The organism is Gordonia sp. SL306 (assembly GCF_026625785.1).
Taxonomy (GTDB): domain Bacteria; phylum Actinomycetota; class Actinomycetes; order Mycobacteriales; family Mycobacteriaceae; genus Gordonia.
The window spans coordinates 266,308-283,061 of record NZ_CP113063.1 but is presented as its reverse complement, the minus strand read 5'-3'; the positions used below and the strand labels follow the sequence as shown (position 1 = coordinate 283,061).

Genomic DNA, 16,754 nt, shown 5'->3' with positions numbered 1-16,754 from the left:
TCCGCGAACGGCGTCAGCCCACTCGCCGTCCGATCGACCGAGACCCTAGGAGGATGGCCGTGGCCGCCAAGACCTCACTGCCCATCGCATCCGTCGTCACCGCGTTGACCGCCCAATGGGCGACGCTCGACGCGCTTGCGACCGCGCTCTCCGACGACCAGTGGTCGGCGCCCTCGGTGCTGCCGGGCTGGTCGATGGCCGACGTCGTCGCCCACGTGATCGGCACCGAGAGCATGCTCGCCGGGCGTGAGGTGGAACCGCGTCGTGACGTCGGCGCCCTCGACCATGTGCGCAACCCGATCGGCGAACTCAACGAGAGGTGGCTCGACCACTTCCGTGGCTCGTCGCGAGGTGAGGTGATGGCCGCCTATCGCGAGATCGTCGCGGTCCGGACCGACATGCTGACCCAGATGACCCAGGAGGAGTTCGACGCCGACTCGGTCACCCCCGCCGGCCCGGAAAGCTACGGGAGATTCATGCGGATCCGAGTCTTCGACTGCTGGATGCACGAGATCGACATCCGCGACAGCACCGACGGTTCGGCCCCGACCGATGCGGTTCCCGCGGAGCTCGCACTCGATGAGATCGCCGCGTCCCTGCCGTTCGTGGTGGGTAAGCGGGCCGCCACGCCGAAGGGCACCTCGGTGCTCATGCGGATCGGCGGCGTGGTCTCACGCGCGATTCGCATCGAGGTGGGCGATCGCGCGGTGGCCGTCGACGAGTTCGCCGCCGGTGACGAGTCCGCCGACGTCGTACTCACACTCGACGCGCGCGAACTCGCCCGACTGGCCGGCGGGCGGCGCACGGCCGACCCCGGACGGGTGACCGTCGACGGTGACCGGACGATCGGTACGGCGATCCTCGACAACCTCGACTACGTCGTCTGAGGCCGTCGGCCCCGGCAGCGGGCTGTGCACGGCGTCACCAGGTGTCGAATTCGACCGCGGCGGCGTCTGCCCCTCGCAACGGCGCGATCGCTTCGGCTTCGTGCTGGAGAGATCGCTGGTGACGGGCCGGCAACGCGGCGAACGTGCTGATCGTGAGGGTCAGGGTGCGGCCGCGCTTGCGCGGTCTCCAGGCGCCGGCGATGGTGCCGTCGACGAGGACCATGCCCGGCTCGCCGACGTTTTTCCACACGTCGCGGTGATACCGCCTCTCGACGATCGTCTCGCGATCTCGCATCTGGGTGTAGGGGTCCCGGGGTGGCAGGAGCCGCACCCCTGCGGCGTCCGGTGGTGACCTCAATGCGTCGCGATCGTCGGTGAGAATCCATGCAGGTCCGCCGAAGTCGACCGGTGTCATCTCGTCGGCGACGAGGTCCCACCATGGGTCCACGTCACCGGCCCTGATGCCCAGCCAGCCGGCGAAGTGGGCGCGGGTCGACGGTCCGTAGCAGCGGAGGTAGCGCCGCAGCAGCTCGGCGCGGGCGGTCTGCGGGTCGGTGTCGGGAACGGGTCGACCGATCCAGTCGTCGACCAGTGCGAACGGCGCCTTGTTGCCGTCGCGTCGAGTCAGGCACACGACTTGCTGCAGGGTGAGGATCCGGAGACAGAAATGGACAACGGCTTCGCCGACCGGTTGGCCCTGGGCGTGCGGGCCCTCCGCGTCCCAGACAGTGCGTTGCTTCGGCGGCAGGCGACACCCGATCCGATGGGCGAGTTCCGCTCCGAGTTCGGTGATGGCGAGCCGACGTCCGGCGAGTACGTCGCCGATCTCGGCGCCGCACAGATCGACCGCATCCGTCACGGTCATCCCGAGACGGTCGACGGACTGCTCCACGCCGACGATGAAATGACGCAGCGAGTCCTCTGCCGGGGGCAGCACGCCGGTGGTGAACACCGCCGCATCCACGGTGGGGAAGTAGAACGGCGCACCCCTCAGGGACCACGTCTGCAGCAGGCTCTTGTCGTCGGCGACCAGCGTGTCCACGCGATCTGCGGCAACTGACCGGACTCGCGCGTGCAGCGCCAACAGTGCCGATCCGGGTGGGCTGTTCTGGATGGCACAGCGTCCGGCGGCCTCGAGCGTTCCGTCGTCATCCAGCCGTTCGGTCAGCCCGTGCGCGGCCAGGCGATAGGCGATCACCTCGTCGGCCGAAACCCTCTCCGCCACGGCCCCACCCTATCGCGCCGAGAGGCGTACGTTTGCGAACGCATGTTCGATCCGCATCCGCTGTCCGGACGTGGCACTTCACGGGAGGAAATCCCTTGTCGTCCGGCCGGATGACGACCGGGACAAACGACCAGGTCGCTTCCGCGATGCGATGACGTTGCGGGGCCGCGGCGTCGCTCAGGTCTCGTCCCGGATGACCGCGCCGGAGGCGAACTCGCGGGCCCGTCGGCCGGTCAGGATCTTCGCCGGTTGGGGATCGCTGAGCAGCGCGCGGACGAGTTCCGGGGTGTCCTCGATCGGGCTGTCGGCGGCGACCAACACGATGTTTCCGGTGCGGCGCCCCTTGAGCATCGCAGCATCCGCAACGAGGGCGACGTGCCGGAAGACGGAGGCGGCGGTGGCGACCTCGGCGCGTGCCAGAGCGAGGTCGCGGCCATCGCCGCAGTTGGCGAGGTAGAGCCCGCCGGGCGCGAGGACTCGACGGACCTGTTCGGTGAACTCCAGCGTTGTCAGGTGCCGTGGTGTGCGCGCGGCGGCGAACGCATCCCGGATGATCACATCGCGTGTCTGCTCGGTGAGGCCGGCCAAGACTTCGCGGCCGTCACCCACGCGGATTCGTAGCCGCGGCGCTCGCGGGAGGTCGAACCACTCGCGGGCGAGCCTGGCCAGCTCGGCATCGACCTCGACGGCGACCTGGCGCGTGGCGTGCTGACGATCCGCGAGATACCGCGGCAGGGCGCACGCGGCGGCACCGAGGTGCAGGACGCGTAACGACGCATCGGCGCCGTACCGGTCGGCGATCACCGCGGCCATCTGGCGCATGTACTCGAAGTCGAGAACCGCTGGGTCGGGGTGGATGTGTGAGCTCTGGGCACCGTTGATCGTGAGCAGCCAACCGCCCGCGATGGGATCGCGGGACAGCTCGGCGACCCCGGTGTCGATCGGGTGCGTCCCGGCGACGGGTTCTGGGCGGGTTCTGGCCATCGCCGGTGAGTCTATGCGGGCCGTACGCGATGTCGGCTCGGCCGCGGATACGATCGCCTCCGTGTCCGGCCGCATCAGTATCCGTCGTCATGGTTCGTCGCCGACCCGCCACCGCGATGCGGGGGTCGCGCTCGGTCTCCTGGCAGGCTTCGTCGCCGACCGCGTGCTCGGCGATCCGCGGCGATGGCACCCCGTGGCCGGGATCGGACACGCGGCGGGGGCCGCCGAGCGGGTGCTCTACCGGGACAATCGCCCGGCCGGGGCGGTCTTCGCAGGCGTGTGCGTCGGCGCAGGCTGGGCGGTCGGAGAGCTGGTCGGCCGGGTGCCCGCGAATCGGACCAGGACTGTCGTCACCGCACTCGCCACCTGGTCGGTGCTCGGTGGCACCACGCTCATCCGGGTGGGTGACGCGATGGCCGATGCGCTCGACGCCGACGACGTCCAGCGCGCGCGACAGCTGGTCCCGAGCCTCTGCGGACGAGATCCCGAGGCCCTCGACGAGGCTGGGATCGTCCGTGCCGCTCTCGAATCGATTGCCGAGAACACGTCCGACGCCACGGTTGCGCCACTGGTCTGGGCGGCATGTGCCGGACTACCCGGCCTGATCGCCTATCGCGTGGTCAACACACTCGATGCGATGGTCGGTCACCGTGACGACCGGTATCGGCGGTTCGGCTGGGCCGCAGCGCGTCTCGACGACCTCGCGAATCTGGCGCCTGCGCGGCTCACCGGAGCACTGACCGTCGTGCTGGGCCGGGCCCCCGCAGGGTCCCTGCGGGCCTGGCGTCGTGACGCGGCTGCACATCCGAGTCCCAACGCCGGCGTGGTGGAGGCCACGTTCGCGGGCGCGCTCGGGGTCACGCTGGGTGGGCGCACCGAATATCACTACGGTGTCGAGCAGCGGCCGTTGCTGGGGGACGGGCCCGCGCCCAGGACGTCTGACCTTCGTGCCGCGGTCGTCCTGTCACGCCGTGTCCAGACCGCGGCGGCCGTCGGGGCGGCGACGGCCGTGTTCCTGGTCAGCCGCCGTAGCGGTCGCTGAGTTTGGCGCGCACGTCGGCCGACGCGTCTTCGGCATCAGGACCGGAGCCGATCTGACCGCGTTGTCGGGCCCCCGACGCGGCGCCCGCCTCACGGAGGTCGGCGCGGACGCGCGCCCGGCGGTTCCGCGGCGCTGCCGGCTCGGCGTCCTCGGCCGCGGGAGCGACGGGCGGTACCCCGTCTGAGTGCTCGACGGTGGACGCGGCGACCGCGGCGCTGCGCCGGCGCTGGCGGATCTCGGAGTAGATGAAGTACCCGGCACCGAGGGGGGCCATGATGCCGAAGGCCAGCCACTGCAGCCCGTAGGACAGGTAGGGGCCGGATTCAAGCTGCGGAAGCGGGATCTCTCCCAGCGAGCCGGGTTGGTCGGGGGAGAGCTGGAGATAGAACGGGTCGAGCGTGGTGTCGACGGCCCGGCCCACCTCGGCCGGATCGATCGTGTAGACGGCCCGCGTGCCACCCTCCTGGTGGGCGCCGCGGCCCGGACTGGTGCCCTCGCCCGCGCGGATGCGTGCGGTGATGGTTGTCTCGCCGCTCGGCGCGGTGGGAACGGCGGGCACCGCACCCTGGTCCGGTCGCACGAATCCCCGGTCGACGAGCACGACTCGGGAGCCGTCGGTCGCGGCGAACGGGGTGAGGACCTCGACGGCGGGTCGCTCGTCCACCGAACGCAATCGGACCAGCACCTCGCGGTCGGTGAGGTAGTGACCCGTCACGGTCACCTCGCGCCATTCCGTGGTTGGCTTGAACGCCGGTCCCGGAGGTGCGAGTGAGCCCAACGCCACCGATGGCGTGGACATCGCGGACTTGATCAGGTCGTTGCGCTCCTCGGTGGCGGTGTTCTTACCGAGCTGCCACGGGGCGAGAAGGGTGAAGCAGAGGACCGCGAACGCGATGACGACCAAGCCCAGGGCGATCCACCCGGGGCGTAGGAACATCCGAACCACGCGCACACCCCCAACGGTACCGAGCCGCCGTCGCCGCCCATCCGCGGCCACCACCGCAAACAGGGCGGCTCAGGGTAGCGTGGACGAAATGCGAGATTTCCTCTGCCGAAAGTGCGGCCAGCGTCTTTCCTTCGAGAACAGCTTGTGTCTGCACTGCAAGAGCGCACTGGGATTCTGGCTCCCGACACGCACCATCTATGTGCTCGACGACGACGGCCGCGTCGAAGTCGACGGACAGCTCCTCGAGCGGTGCACGAACAACAAAGTGGCACAGTGTAACTGGCTGGTGCCATGGTCCGGGGTGCCGACCCTGTGCGCCTCGTGCCGACTCACCCGGACGCGCCCGGGCGACGACGACATCGACGCGATGGCGGAGTTCGGCAGAGCGGAGACGGCCAAGCGCCGGGTGGTGCTCGAACTCGACGAGTTGGGCCTGCCGATTCGCGGGCGCGAGGAGGAGCCCGAGACGGGGCTCGCGTTCGACCTCCTCTCGAGCGCCACGCAGCCGGTGACCACGGGGCATGCGAGCGGTGTGATCACCCTCGACCTCGCTGAGGGCGACGACGTGCACCGTGAGCAGATGCGCGTGGAACTCGATGAGCCTTATCGCACCGTGCTGGGCCACTTTCGGCACGAGATCGGCCACTACTACCAGACCGTCCTGGTCGACGACACGGTCCGTCAGTCGTTCGAGGAGCTGTTCGGCGATCCCGACGAGGACTACCAGGCGGCACTGGACCGCCACTACTCCGAGGGCGCGCCGACGGGGTGGCAGCAGAACTTCGTGTCGTCGTACGCGACCATGCACCCCGCGGAGGACTTCGCCGAGACCTTCGCGCACTATCTGCACATCCGCGACACCCTGGACACCGCGGCGGCGTTCGCGATGGCACCCTCCGGTTCGACGCTCGACAGTGTGCTGCCCGGTGACGTCGGCTTCGATCAGCTGGTGGAGTGGTGGCTACCGCTCACCTGGGCGCTGAACCAGATCAACCGCTCGATGGGGCATCCCGATCTCTACCCGTTCGTCCTGCCGGAACGGGTCCTCGAGAAGATCAGGTTCGTCCACAACGTCGTCCTGCCGGCCTGAGCCGCCGCAGGCCCACGACGGCCTACGCGGACTCCTCGAGCGTGGCGTGCACCCACGCCAACAGTCCCGGGACCGCGCTCTCGATCTGTTCGCGGGTGATCGCGAAGTCCTCACCGGTCCCGTAGAAGGGATCGTTGAGGTCGAGGTCGTCGGGTCCGGCACTGGGGTCGAAGCTGCGCAGCAGTCGTACGCGGTCACCGAGACGCTTGCGCTCGAGTTCGCGGACGTGCCCCGCGTCCATCGCCACCAGGAGGTCGGCGTCGAAATGGACGGGGGAGAGCTGAGCGGCGACATGCGCATCGGAGTAGCCGTGGGCCAGCAGCTCTGTGCGCGCACGATTGTCTGCGGGCTCGCCGGTGTGCCACCCGCTCGTGCCGCAGCTGGTCACCCGGACGCGGTCCGATAGCCCGGCGTCGTCGAGCGCCGAGCGGAAGATGTTCTGTGCCATGGGCGACCGGCAGATGTTGCCGGTGCACACGAAACACACGTGTAGTTGCTCAGACACCAAGTACCTCACGCAGATGTGCGATCGACCCGACCGTCCATGCCGCCGAGTCGTCCTCCCCATCCAGAGCGTAGCCCCACCGCACGAGGATCGCCGGTATACCGAACAACGCTGCGCCCTCGACGTCGTGGGCTCGGTCACCGAGCATCACCACCGGGGCATCGGTCACATGCGTGTCGGCGTCCGCCGGGATCCCCAATTGGGCCAGGGCATGCGCGATTACATCCGACTTCGCGCGACGGGTGCCGTCATCGCTGGCACCCGCGATGAACCGGAAATGATGGGCCAGCCCGAAGTGATCGAGGATGGCTCGGGCGGTGCCCTCGTTTTTCGAGGTCGCCACGGCGATCGTGCGTCCGCTCGAGGCCAGATCTTCGAGCAGGGCGGGCATACCGTCGAAGACGGAGTTCTCCAACCAGCCGACATCCGTGTACCGCAGGCGATAGGCGCGCATGGCGGCATCGGCGGTCTCCTGGTCGAGGCCGATCGCCGTGAGGGTGTCGATCATCGGCGGCCCGGCGATGCCGGCGACCACCTCGGGATCGGGTTCGGGGGCGCCGACCGCGGCCAGTGCATGCCGGAAACTGTTGGCGATACCCGCGAAGCTGTCGGTGATCGTGCCGTCGAGATCGACGAGCAGGACGGTGGCCGGGTCTGCGGGATCCGGTCGGGTGGGCAGGACATCGGCGGACTCAGGCATGTCGGTCACCGTTCCATCGTGCACGTAGGCTGGTGATTTATGACATCGGGGCTGTTCGCACGGCATCGTCATGGCGATGCCGACGCCGAACCCGGCCTGGTCGACTTCGCGGTCAACGTGCGAAGTGGCCCGCCGGAGTTCATCTGTGATGCGCTCGCACGCCGGATCGGCGACCTTGCGCAGTATCCGTCGATCTCCGATCAGGAGAAGGCGATTACCGCCATCGCGGCGGCGCACGACAGGTCGCACGACGAGGTGCTCCTGCTGTCCGGTGCCGCCGAGGGATTCGAGTTGATGCCGCGCCTGGCGCCGAGGCATGCCGCCCTGATCCAGCCGTCGTTCACCGAACCCGAACTCGCCCTGCGGTCCGCGGGCGTATCGATCACCGACGTGGTCCTGCCGCCGCCGTGGGAATTGGTGCCTGACGCGGTGCCCGACGACGCGGATCTGGTGGTGCTGGGCAACCCCACCAACCCGACGTCGGTGTTGCATCCGGTGTCCGCCATCGAGCGCCTGCGGAGGCCGGGACGGCTGGTGGTGGTCGACGAAGCATTCGCCGACATCACCCTCGATCCCGGGACCCGACAGGGTGAGCCCGCGTCGATCGCCGGCAACCGCGCCGACGACGTGGTCGTCATCCGAAGCGTGACAAAGACATTCGGACTGGCCGGTCTACGTGCCGGCTATCTTCTCGCCGCGCCTGCCGTCATCGCACGGCTCACCGTCGGCCGTCGTCCGTGGCCGCTCGGGACCCTTGCGCTCACCGCACTGACCGAATGCGTCGGCCCCGAGGGGCAGCGGTATGCGCGCGAGCAGGCGGAGATGATCGCGGCAGACCGGGCGGAGATGGTGGCGCAGTTGACCGCTGCGGGGATCGAGGTCTGCGCGGCACCGAGCGCATCGTTTGTGCTGACCGCGATGCCCGATGCGCTCGAGATCAAGAGCCGACTGCGCGACAAGGGTTTCGCCGTCCGGAGCGCAGCCAACTTCGTGGGGCTCGGCGACCGGCACCTGCGGCTCGCGGTACGCGACGCGGAGACCACCCGGTCGTTGATCGCGGCCATCGACGAAGTACGAGAGGAGTTCGGCTGATGACCATCCCAGGCGCAACGAACGTGACGGGTGCGGACGTGATCGAGGTGCTCGATCGCGCGTACCCCCGACGGCTCGCCGAGCCCTGGGACTCGGTGGGCCCCGTCTGCGGGGATCCGACCGAGCCCGTCGGATCGGTCCTGGTGTGCGTCGACGTCACCGACGGCGTGGTGGACATGGCCGTCGAATCGGGTGCACAGATGGTGGTCGCCCACCATCCGCTGCTGCTGCGCGGGGTGGATTCTGTTGCGGCGGATACCGTCAAGGGGCGGCTGATCCATCGGCTGATCCGTTCGGGGATCGCGCTGTTCACCGCGCACACCAACGCCGACAGCGCACGGCCCGGGGTGTCCGATGCGCTCGCCGAACTCCTGGGTCTCGTCGACACCGTTCCGATAGACCCGAAACCCACTGCCCCCTTGGACAAATGGGTTGTGATGGTGCCTGAGGGCAACGCCGAGCAGGTGAGTGAGGCGATGTTCGCGGTCGGCGCCGGTGCGATCGGGGAGTACCGCGACTGTTCGTGGTCGGTGGTCGGTACCGGTCAATTCGAGGCTCAGGACGCGGCCAATCCGGCCATCGGGGTCATCGGGGAGCGCACCCGCGTCGATGAGGACCGGATCGAGATGGTCGCGCCGCGGGGGCTGCGGGCCGCTGTTCTCGCGGCATTGCGGGGTGCACATCCGTACGAGGAACCGGCGTTCGACATTCTCGAATTGGCCCAGACCGCAGGAGACATGGGTCTCGGACGCTTCGGGCGACTCGCCACCCCGACGACGGTGCGAGAGTTCGCCGAACGCACGGCGGAGTATCTGGGCAGCCCGTCCGGGGTGCGGGTCGCAGGTGATCCCGATGCGCGTGTCGAGTTGGTGGCGGTGTGTGGAGGTGCGGGCGATTCGCTGCTCGACACGGTGACCGCGGTCGGTGCCGACGTGTACCTGACCGGGGATCTGAGGCACCACCCGGCCGACGAAAGCCGCCGCCGCGGCGGGCCTGCTCTCGTCGACGCCGGGCACTGGGCGACCGAGTTCCCGTGGTGTGGGCAGGCCGCGACCCTGCTGTCGGAGTCGCTCGGTGTCGCCGTCGCGGTGTACCGCGAGCCGACCGACCCGTTCACCGTCGTCCGCCGGTCGTGAGGCGGTGGTCCCGGCCGTGACCGGGCGCGTACCGTGTGGGGCACCCATCTGCCGCCGTCGGCGGCGATCGGGCACGAGAACAGCAGAGGGATGAGGAATTGGTGACGAGAGCACATCGTGTGCGCGTATCGCGGAGGTTTGCACAGTGAAGGTCGACGCGGGAATCCAGCGACATCTCCTCGACCTGGCCGACGCCGACGCCGAACTCGCTCGGCTGGATCACCGTCGGACCCACTTGCCCGAGGACGCCGAGATCGCCGAGTTGGACCAGCGGATCGAATCCGCGCGCGACGATCTGGTCCGCGCCGAGATCTCTGCCGAGGACCTGACCCGCGAGTACCGGCGGATCGACAGCGAGGTGACCGGGATGGCATCCCGGGAGGCCAAGGATTCCGCCCAGCTGACCGCGGGCGGGCTCGCCCCCAAGGCGCTCTCCGAACTGCAGCACGAGTTGTCCGGCCTGGCCCGTCGTCGGGCGTCGCTCGAGGACGATCTGCTCGGCGTCATGGAGCAGCAGGAGGCGCTCACCGCCGAACAGCAGCGTGCCGCCGCGACCATCGAACACCTGGACAGCGAGGTCGGGTCCACCCGAGAGCGCCGGAACACGGCATTATCGGCGATCGCGGCCGATCACGACGCCGTCGTGGCGCGGCGGGAATCGATCGCAGCCGAGATCACACCGGAACTCCTTGCCGTGTACGAGAAGCAGCGCGCGACCGGTCGGATCGGTGCGGGCTTGCTGAGGGCCCGCCGATGCGGTGCCTGCCGGATGGAGCTGGATCGCGGCACCATCGCCTCGATCGCGGCGAAACCCGCCGACGAGGTGGTCCGTTGTGAGGAATGCGGCGCAGTCCTCGTCCGGACGGCCGAATCGGGCATCTGATGGCGACGGCTGCGCGATCTGCCGGCCGGGCGCCGACGTGGCAGGGCCAGCGGGCCCAGCCGACCCGGATCCTGTTGCTGCGGCACGGGCAGACAGAGCTGTCGGTGGAGCGACGCTACTCAGGGCGCGGGAACCCTGAGTTGACCGACCTCGGCCGTCGGCAGGCGGCGGCTGCGGCGCAACGACTCGGCGAGAGTACCGAGATCGCCGCGGTGATCTCGTCGCCGCTGCAGCGTGCACGGTCGACTGCGGAGGCGGTCGCTGAGCGGCTGGGGGTCGCCGTCGACATCGACGACGGATTCATCGAGACGGACTTCGGTGCCTGGGAGGGCCTGACCTTCACCGAGGCCGCCCAGCGCGATCCCGAGCTGCACGCCCGATGGCTCGGCGACACCACGGTCGCACCGCCCGGCGGTGAGAGTTTCGCCCAGGTATCCGAACGGATAGCCACAACCAGAGATGCTGTGCTGCAGCATTATCCGGGAACCACCGTGCTCGTCGTCTCGCATGTCACCCCGATCAAGACGATGCTCCGGGACGCGCTCGCCACCGGGCCCGAACTCTTGTTCCGGCTGCATCTGGATCTGGCATCGCTGTCCATCGCGGAGTTCTATCCCGACGGCGGGTCCGTCGTGCGACTGGTGAACGACACCGGCCACCTCGACTGACTCGTGACCGTGGCCCGCTATCCTGTGTTTGCGAACGAGTCGGCCGGGCGGCCGCGGCGGTCGGAACGGCCCAGATCTCTGGGTGCGCCGCCCGCCGAGGAAAGTCCGGACTCCACAGAGCAGGGTGGTTGTCAACGGCAACCCGGGGTGACCCGCGGGACAGTGCCACAGAGAACAGACCGCCGCGCCGATCCGTCGGGGCGGTAAGGGTGAAACGGTGCGGTAAGAGCGCACCAGCGACACGGGTGACCGCGTCGGCTAGGTAAACCCCACCCGGAGCAAGGCCGAAGCTCGCACCCCGGGCAACCGGGAGTGCGGGTGCGCGGGTGTTCGAGGGCTGCTCGCCCGAGCCCGCGGGTGGGCCGCTCGAGGTACCCGGCGACGGAGTACCCAGATGGATGGTCGCCGCCCGCCTCGTGGTGAGAACCGCGAGACCGGGCACAGGATCCGGCTTACACGCCGGCTCGTTCGCCCCTACAGTCGGTGACGTGCAGCGCAAACTGTCCGCCCCCGACCTCGACTTCGACGCGGTGCGGAACGAACTCGGCATCAGCGAGGACTACGGCGCGACCGCGCAGGCGGAGGCAGATCATCCCGTCGATCGGTTCGTCGCCGATCGCGAGGACCGGACCGACCTCCCGTTCGTCACGATCGATCCGCCGACCTCGATGGATCTCGACCAGGCGGTGCACATCGTCGCCGATGGCGACGGTTTCGTGGTGAACTACGCGATCGCCGACGTCGCGGCTCTGATCGAACCGGAGGGAGCGCTGGACGCGGAGAGTCGGCGCCGCGGTACGACCGTCTATTTCCCGGACTGCTCGGTCCCTCTTCATCCGCGGTCGTTGTCGGAGGGAGCGGGATCGCTGCTGCCCGACCAGACCCGCCCGTGCGTCCTGTGGACCATCCGAGTCGGCGCCGACGGTGAACCCGGCGACGTGTCGGTCGGCCGTGCCACGGTGCGTTCGGTCGCGAAGCTCGACTATGCCGGGGTGTCGGCCGATGCCGCGGCGGGGCGGTTGCATCCGTCGATCGAGGCGCTGCCCGCCTTCGGCGAACTGCGTCATAGAGTCGCCCTTGATCGTGGTGCGGTCGAGCTCGATCTGCCCGATCAGGAAGTCGTGCGGGACGGCGGAGGTGAGAGTCGGCCCGCTCGCTCCGCTCCCGGCGCCGGATGGACCCTACGGCTCGCCCCGCACACCCCGGCGGACCTGTGGAACTCGCAGCTGTCGTTGCTCACCGGAATGTGCGCCGGGCAGATCATGGCCGATGCCGGGATCGGTCTGCTGCGCACCCTGCCGCCCGCGGATCCTCGTGCGGTGGCAGCGCTGCGCGCGGCGGCGACATCGTTGGACGTCGACTGGCCAGCGGACGCGACGCCCGGTCAGTTCCTCGCGGGGCTGCCCAGGGACGAACCGGCGACCCTTGCGTTGATGTCGGTGGGCGCGACACTGATGCGGGGCGCCGACTATCTGGCGCTGGGGAGCAGTGGCGACGGCGATGTGCGCGAGGCTCCCTCTCCCGACCGGCTACGCCACGCGGCGATTGCCGGCCTCTACGCCCACGTGACGGCACCATTGCGACGGCTCGGCGATCGCTTCGCGACGGAGGCATGCCTTGCCGTCACCGCCGGGAACCCGGTGCCGGACTGGGTGTCCCGGGCGTTGCCGACTCTTCCGAAGATCCTGCGCGCGGCGGATTCCCTCGCCTCGTCGGCCGACCGCGCGAGTATCGACCTGACCGAGGCGGTCGTACTCGCGGGCCGGGTGGGGGAGACTTTTGACGCCGTTGTCCTGCACGCGGCGACCGAACATCGAGCCGCACAGGTCTTCCTCACCGATCCCGCGGTGATCGCCCCCTGCGACGGAGACCCGGCGCAGGGCCGCAGGATCTCGGTGGTCCTCACGGTCGCCGACCCGTCGGCCCGGAAGGTGCTGTTCGTCCCCGCCGGCGGGTGAACGCCGCATCCGGTGGTGCGGTGTTGCGTCGCCACCGTCCGTCGATCGTGCGCAGTTTCCCGTCGATCGTGCGCAGAATCGCGTTGATCGTGCGCAGCGAACGGCGCGCGACGACGGCTGCGCACGATCGGCGGGAATCTGGGCCCACTCGCCGGGAAACTGCGCCCGCTCGACGCAGGGTTCAGAGATCCTTGGCGGCCTTGCGGTAGGCGTCGATGGCGCGCTCACCGTCGGCCTGTTGTCGGGCATCGATGCGTCCGAGCACGAACATGTCGGATCCGGAGAGCTTTCCGGAGCCGGCGATCTCGGCAACCCGGGCGCGGTTGATCCGGCTGTCGTTGTAGTCGCCGAGTGCGGACTGGACTCGCTTGGCGATCGTGGCCACCTTGCGATAACGCTTCTTGTCGAGAGGCTCGGCAGCATCGGTGCTGTAGCGCAGCCGCTTGGCGCGTTTGCGAATGGTGTGCAGTTGTTCCGCCCACTCCTCGGAGCCTTCCGTCAGGCTCGACAGCACGCTCTGCTCCTTGCGGATCTTCTTGCGGCTCTTGGCAATGGCGCGGTCCACGGCGATTGTCGCGTCGAGGTCGGCGTCGGGCCCGGGCGGTGGTGACGCGATGAGCTCGTCGATCGCGTCGAGAAGGGCGAAGTACCGGTCGGAATCCATCGCGGCGTGCGCGGCCTTGATCGCCCGCTCGTGGATGGCGGTCTCCGTGCCGGCGAGCTCGGCGATCAGCGACTCCGAGGCGTTCTCGGCTCTCAGGAGGTTCTCGTCGAGCGCCAGCTGCACTTCCGAATCCCGGGCATCACCGAGGATCCGCGCGAGCAGCTTCAACTCACCACCGAGGTGGTCGGTGCGCTCGGCGTCGAGAACGGTCGGGAATCCGGAGAACACGCTGCGGAGCCGTCGGCAGGCCACCCGCATCTGATGCACCGCGTCGTCGGCGTCGGTGCGCACGAGCGGGTCCTGGGTGATGAGCGAGTTGCGATGGATGGCGATGTCGGTGACAACGAGTTCCAGCGCAGTCGGTCGCTTGCCGAGGTGCGGTTCGACCACGGTCGGAGTGGAACCGATCGCACGTGCGAGCTTGGACGCCGACGACGGTTCGCGACCGCCCGCGGCACGCAAGGTCTTCTCCGCGGTCTTGAGCAGGCGCGGGTGCGGATCGTTGCCGAGGAGTTCGAACTCCCACTCGGCCCACTCCTGGAAATGTCCACCGGGCAGCAACGATTGGGCGGTGACCAGATCCTCGGCGAACTCGGCGACGGGCTGCCCGTCGGCCCCGAGCAGCGTCGTCACGGTTCGTGTGGTGGACACGGCAGCGACCGGGGTCAGCCTGCGGGTCCGGGTCAGAGCCACCACCGGGGAGATGAGCTCCGTCGGAACCTCGCCGTCGGCGGGCGCCTCGTCGAAGCCGAGCTGGAGCTCCCGGCGCGTGCCAGGCGCACCGGCCGGGCGCTTGAGGTGCCATCCGGCGTCGTGGCCACCGGTGCGGCGACGCAAGGTGATCCGGTTGCCGGCCAGGTCGAGGTTCTCGGTGTCGAAGTAGGTCGCATCGAGGTTGAACGTCTCGGGTTCCGTCGCACCGATGACGCCGGGCAGGACTCGGAGATCGGGTGCAGTGTGTCCCGCATCCACATCGAACTTCAGTTCCACTTCGAGCTGCTCGGATGCCGCCACCCGGTCCTCCTGTCCCTGGGCGCGGTCGATGCGCGCGCCCGACGAGTGCTGTGTCTGTGCAGTCTAGGCCGGGCTCAGAATGCCCGATTCGCGAAACCGTCGGTCGCGGTGATCAGGTGATGCTTGATGCCCGGTTCGAACGATGCATGCCCGGCGTCGTCGACGATGTGCAACTGCGCACTCGGCCACGCGCGGTGGAGATCCCAGGCACTGCGCGCGGGGCAGACGACGTCGTAGCGCCCCTGGACGATCACGCCCGGGATGTCGGCGAGCCGGTCGATGTGGGCCAGCAATTGGCTGTCCTCGAGGAACCCGCTGTTGACGAAGTAGTGGTTCTCGATGGTCGCGAATGCGAGGTCGAAACGGGGTTTGTCGGCGTCGTCCTGGACGTCGCCGGGTGTGCGGGGCAGCAGGTGGCTGGTCGCCTGCTCCCAGCCGGTCCACGCGCTCGCAGCCGCCTGGGCGACGGATCGATCCGGGGAGGTGAGCAGGCGGTGGTAGGCGGCAACCAGGTCACCGTCCCGCTCGGCGTCGGGGATGGGCGCCAGATAGGACTCCCAGAGGTCGGGGTAGATGTTGGCCGCGCCGCCGTTGTAGTACCAGTCGATCTCGCTGCGTCGTAGCAGAAAGATGCCGCGCAGGACCAGCTCGGTGACCCGCTCGGGATGCGCCTGCGCGTAGGCGAGGCCGAGGGTCGAGCCCCACGAGCCGCCGAACACCTGCCATCGGTCGATACCGAGGTGGGTGCGCAGCAACTCCATGTCCGCGATCAGGTGCCCGGTGGTGTTCGTCGACAGGTCGGCGCCGTCGGCGATGTGGGGGCGCGACTTACCGCATCCGCGTTGGTCGAAGAGCACGATCCGGTACCGCGCCGGGTCGAAGAACCGTCGCTGATCAGGGGCGGTGCCACCTCCGGGGCCGCCGTGCACGAACACGACTGGCTTGCCGTCGGCGTTGCCGGAGGTCTCCCAATAGATCTGCTGGCCGTCGCCGACGTCGAGATGGCCCTGGTCGTACGGTTCGATGCTCGGGTAGAAGTCGCGCATGGTCACAACCCTATGCGCGACCGCTCCCGTCAGTAGCTGTGTTCGGGTGCAGGGAAGGTTCCGCGCCGGACTTCGTCGGCGTATTGCTCTGCCGCGGAACGTAGTTCGGTTCCGACATCGCCGAAGCGCTTGACGAACTTGGCGGTTTTGCCGTGTGTGAGGCCGGCCATGTCCTGCCAGACGAGGACCTGGGCGTCGGTCTCGTTGCCGGCGCCGATACCCACGGTCGGGATGGTGAGCTTGCGGGTGATCTGGCCTGCCAGATCGGCGGGCACCATCTCCATCACCATGGCGAACGCGCCGGCCTCCTGAACCGCGATGGCATCCTCGACGAGTTGGTCGCCCGCGTCGCCGCGGCCCTGGACCCGGTAGCCGCCGAGGCCGTTCACGCTCTGTGGGGTGAAGCCGATGTGTGCCATCACCGGGATTCCGGCTGCGGTCAGCGCGGCGATCTGATCGGCGACGCGCTCACCGCCCTCGATCTTGATGGCGTGGGCGCCGGTCTCCTTGAACACCTTCACGGCCGATTCGAGGGCCTGCTGGGGGCTCGCCTCATAGCTGCCGAACGGCAGGTCGGCGACGACGAGCGCGTGCGGGGCGCCACGTACCACCGCTCGGATCAGCGGGATCAGTTCGTCGACGGTCACCGGGATGGTGGTGTCGTAGCCGAGCACGACATTCGCCGCCGAGTCGCCGACGAGCAGCACCGGGATCTCCGCGGCGTCGAAAATGCGGGCAGTGGAGTAGTCGTAGCAGGTCAGCATGGACCACTTTTCGCCGTCGGTCTTCATCTGGGCCAGATGGTGCACGCGCGTGGCGCGGCGACGGGGAGCGGACGCGGCGGAATCAGACGCGGAGGAATCGGATGCGCCATACACCGAAGAATCGGACATCATTGTCTCTTTTCTGCCTCG

16 protein-coding genes and 1 other RNA gene are annotated in these 16,754 nt (G+C 69.0%); 9 read left to right on the top strand and 8 right to left on the bottom strand.

Going from position 1 to position 16,754, the window contains the following annotated elements; translation table 11 throughout:
* Positions 1 to 59 precede the first annotated feature (59 nt).
* Complete coding sequence (locus tag OVA31_RS01275; RefSeq protein ID WP_267629337.1) at positions 60 to 887, top strand: maleylpyruvate isomerase family mycothiol-dependent enzyme; 828 nt, start codon at positions 60 to 62, stop codon at positions 885 to 887.
* Between the two features lie 34 nt (positions 888 to 921).
* Here OVA31_RS01275 and OVA31_RS01270 read toward each other — a convergent pair whose 3' ends face one another.
* The gene (locus OVA31_RS01270; protein WP_267629336.1) at positions 922 to 2,112 is read right to left on the bottom strand and encodes a winged helix DNA-binding domain-containing protein; all 1,191 of its coding nucleotides are present in this window, start codon (positions 2,110 to 2,112) and stop codon (positions 922 to 924) included.
* Between the two features lie 177 nt (positions 2,113 to 2,289).
* A complete protein-coding gene (locus OVA31_RS01265) occupies positions 2,290 to 3,096 on the bottom strand; it encodes a spermidine synthase (protein ID WP_267629335.1) in 807 nt (268 codons plus the stop codon).
* 61 nt (positions 3,097 to 3,157) lie between these two features.
* Here OVA31_RS01265 and OVA31_RS01260 point away from each other — a divergent pair, with 61 nt between their 5' ends.
* Positions 3,158 to 4,138 carry a cobalamin biosynthesis protein gene (locus OVA31_RS01260; protein WP_420714127.1) on the top strand — a complete coding sequence of 327 codons (981 nt, stop codon included), beginning with the start codon at positions 3,158 to 3,160 and terminating at the stop codon, positions 4,136 to 4,138.
* Here OVA31_RS01260 and OVA31_RS01255 read toward each other — a convergent pair.
* Positions 4,116 to 5,090, bottom strand: a complete 975-nt coding sequence (locus OVA31_RS01255) for an SURF1 family protein (RefSeq protein WP_267629334.1) — start codon at positions 5,088 to 5,090, stop codon at positions 4,116 to 4,118. The genes OVA31_RS01260 and OVA31_RS01255 overlap by 23 nt on opposite strands.
* 82 nt (positions 5,091 to 5,172) lie before the next feature.
* Here OVA31_RS01255 and OVA31_RS01250 point away from each other — a divergent pair, with 82 nt between their 5' ends.
* A complete protein-coding gene (locus OVA31_RS01250; protein WP_267629333.1) occupies positions 5,173 to 6,174 on the top strand; it encodes a zinc-binding metallopeptidase family protein in 1,002 nt (333 codons plus the stop codon).
* A gap of 22 nt (positions 6,175 to 6,196) precedes the next feature.
* On the opposite strand, the gene OVA31_RS01245 is transcribed toward OVA31_RS01250, so the two are convergent.
* The gene (locus OVA31_RS01245) at positions 6,197 to 6,679 is read right to left on the bottom strand and encodes a low molecular weight protein-tyrosine-phosphatase (protein WP_267629332.1); all 483 of its coding nucleotides are present in this window, start codon (positions 6,677 to 6,679) and stop codon (positions 6,197 to 6,199) included.
* Positions 6,672 to 7,379 carry an HAD hydrolase-like protein gene (locus tag OVA31_RS01240; RefSeq protein WP_267631360.1) on the bottom strand — a complete coding sequence of 236 codons (708 nt, stop codon included), beginning with the start codon at positions 7,377 to 7,379 and terminating at the stop codon, positions 6,672 to 6,674. The genes OVA31_RS01245 and OVA31_RS01240 overlap by 8 nt, the downstream gene beginning before the upstream one ends.
* A 39-nt stretch (positions 7,380 to 7,418) precedes the next feature.
* Between OVA31_RS01240 and cobC the strand changes: the two genes are divergently transcribed.
* The 6 genes from cobC (at position 7,419) to OVA31_RS01210 (ending at position 13,116) form a co-directional block, all read left to right on the top strand.
* A complete protein-coding gene (gene cobC / locus OVA31_RS01235) occupies positions 7,419 to 8,471 on the top strand; it encodes an Rv2231c family pyridoxal phosphate-dependent protein CobC (protein WP_267629331.1) in 1,053 nt (350 codons plus the stop codon).
* Positions 8,471 to 9,607: a Nif3-like dinuclear metal center hexameric protein gene (locus OVA31_RS01230; protein ID WP_267629330.1), complete on the top strand. Its 1,137-nt coding sequence runs from the start codon at positions 8,471 to 8,473 to the stop codon at positions 9,605 to 9,607. Before cobC ends, OVA31_RS01230 begins: the two co-directional genes overlap by 1 nt.
* Before the next feature lie 145 nt (positions 9,608 to 9,752).
* On the top strand, positions 9,753 to 10,490 hold the full coding sequence (locus OVA31_RS01225; RefSeq protein ID WP_267629329.1) for a zinc ribbon domain-containing protein: 738 nt from the start codon (positions 9,753 to 9,755) through the stop codon (positions 10,488 to 10,490).
* Positions 10,490 to 11,158 carry a bifunctional RNase H/acid phosphatase gene (locus OVA31_RS01220; RefSeq protein ID WP_267629328.1) on the top strand — a complete coding sequence of 223 codons (669 nt, stop codon included), beginning with the start codon at positions 10,490 to 10,492 and terminating at the stop codon, positions 11,156 to 11,158. The genes OVA31_RS01225 and OVA31_RS01220 overlap by 1 nt, the downstream gene beginning before the upstream one ends.
* A 35-nt stretch (positions 11,159 to 11,193) precedes the next feature.
* Positions 11,194 to 11,629: RNase P RNA component class A (gene rnpB, locus OVA31_RS01215), an RNA gene on the top strand.
* A 17-nt stretch (positions 11,630 to 11,646) separates the two neighbouring features.
* Entirely contained in the window at positions 11,647 to 13,116 is a 1,470-nt protein-coding gene (locus OVA31_RS01210) for an RNB domain-containing ribonuclease (RefSeq protein ID WP_267629327.1), read from the top strand.
* Between the two features lie 181 nt (positions 13,117 to 13,297).
* On the opposite strand, the gene OVA31_RS01205 is transcribed toward OVA31_RS01210, so the two are convergent.
* The 3 genes from OVA31_RS01205 to panB all read right to left on the bottom strand — a co-directional run bounded on the left by OVA31_RS01205 (position 13,298) and on the right by panB (position 16,733).
* Positions 13,298 to 14,794, bottom strand: a complete 1,497-nt coding sequence (locus OVA31_RS01205; protein WP_267629326.1) for a CYTH and CHAD domain-containing protein — start codon at positions 14,792 to 14,794, stop codon at positions 13,298 to 13,300.
* A 74-nt stretch (positions 14,795 to 14,868) separates the two neighbouring features.
* Positions 14,869 to 15,840, bottom strand: coding sequence for a prolyl aminopeptidase (gene pip / locus OVA31_RS01200; RefSeq protein ID WP_267629325.1), 972 nt, complete (start codon positions 15,838 to 15,840; stop codon positions 14,869 to 14,871).
* 29 nt (positions 15,841 to 15,869) lie between these two features.
* A complete protein-coding gene (panB, locus tag OVA31_RS01195) occupies positions 15,870 to 16,733 on the bottom strand; it encodes a 3-methyl-2-oxobutanoate hydroxymethyltransferase (protein ID WP_267629324.1) in 864 nt (287 codons plus the stop codon).
* Between the last annotated feature and the right edge of the window lie 21 nt (positions 16,734 to 16,754).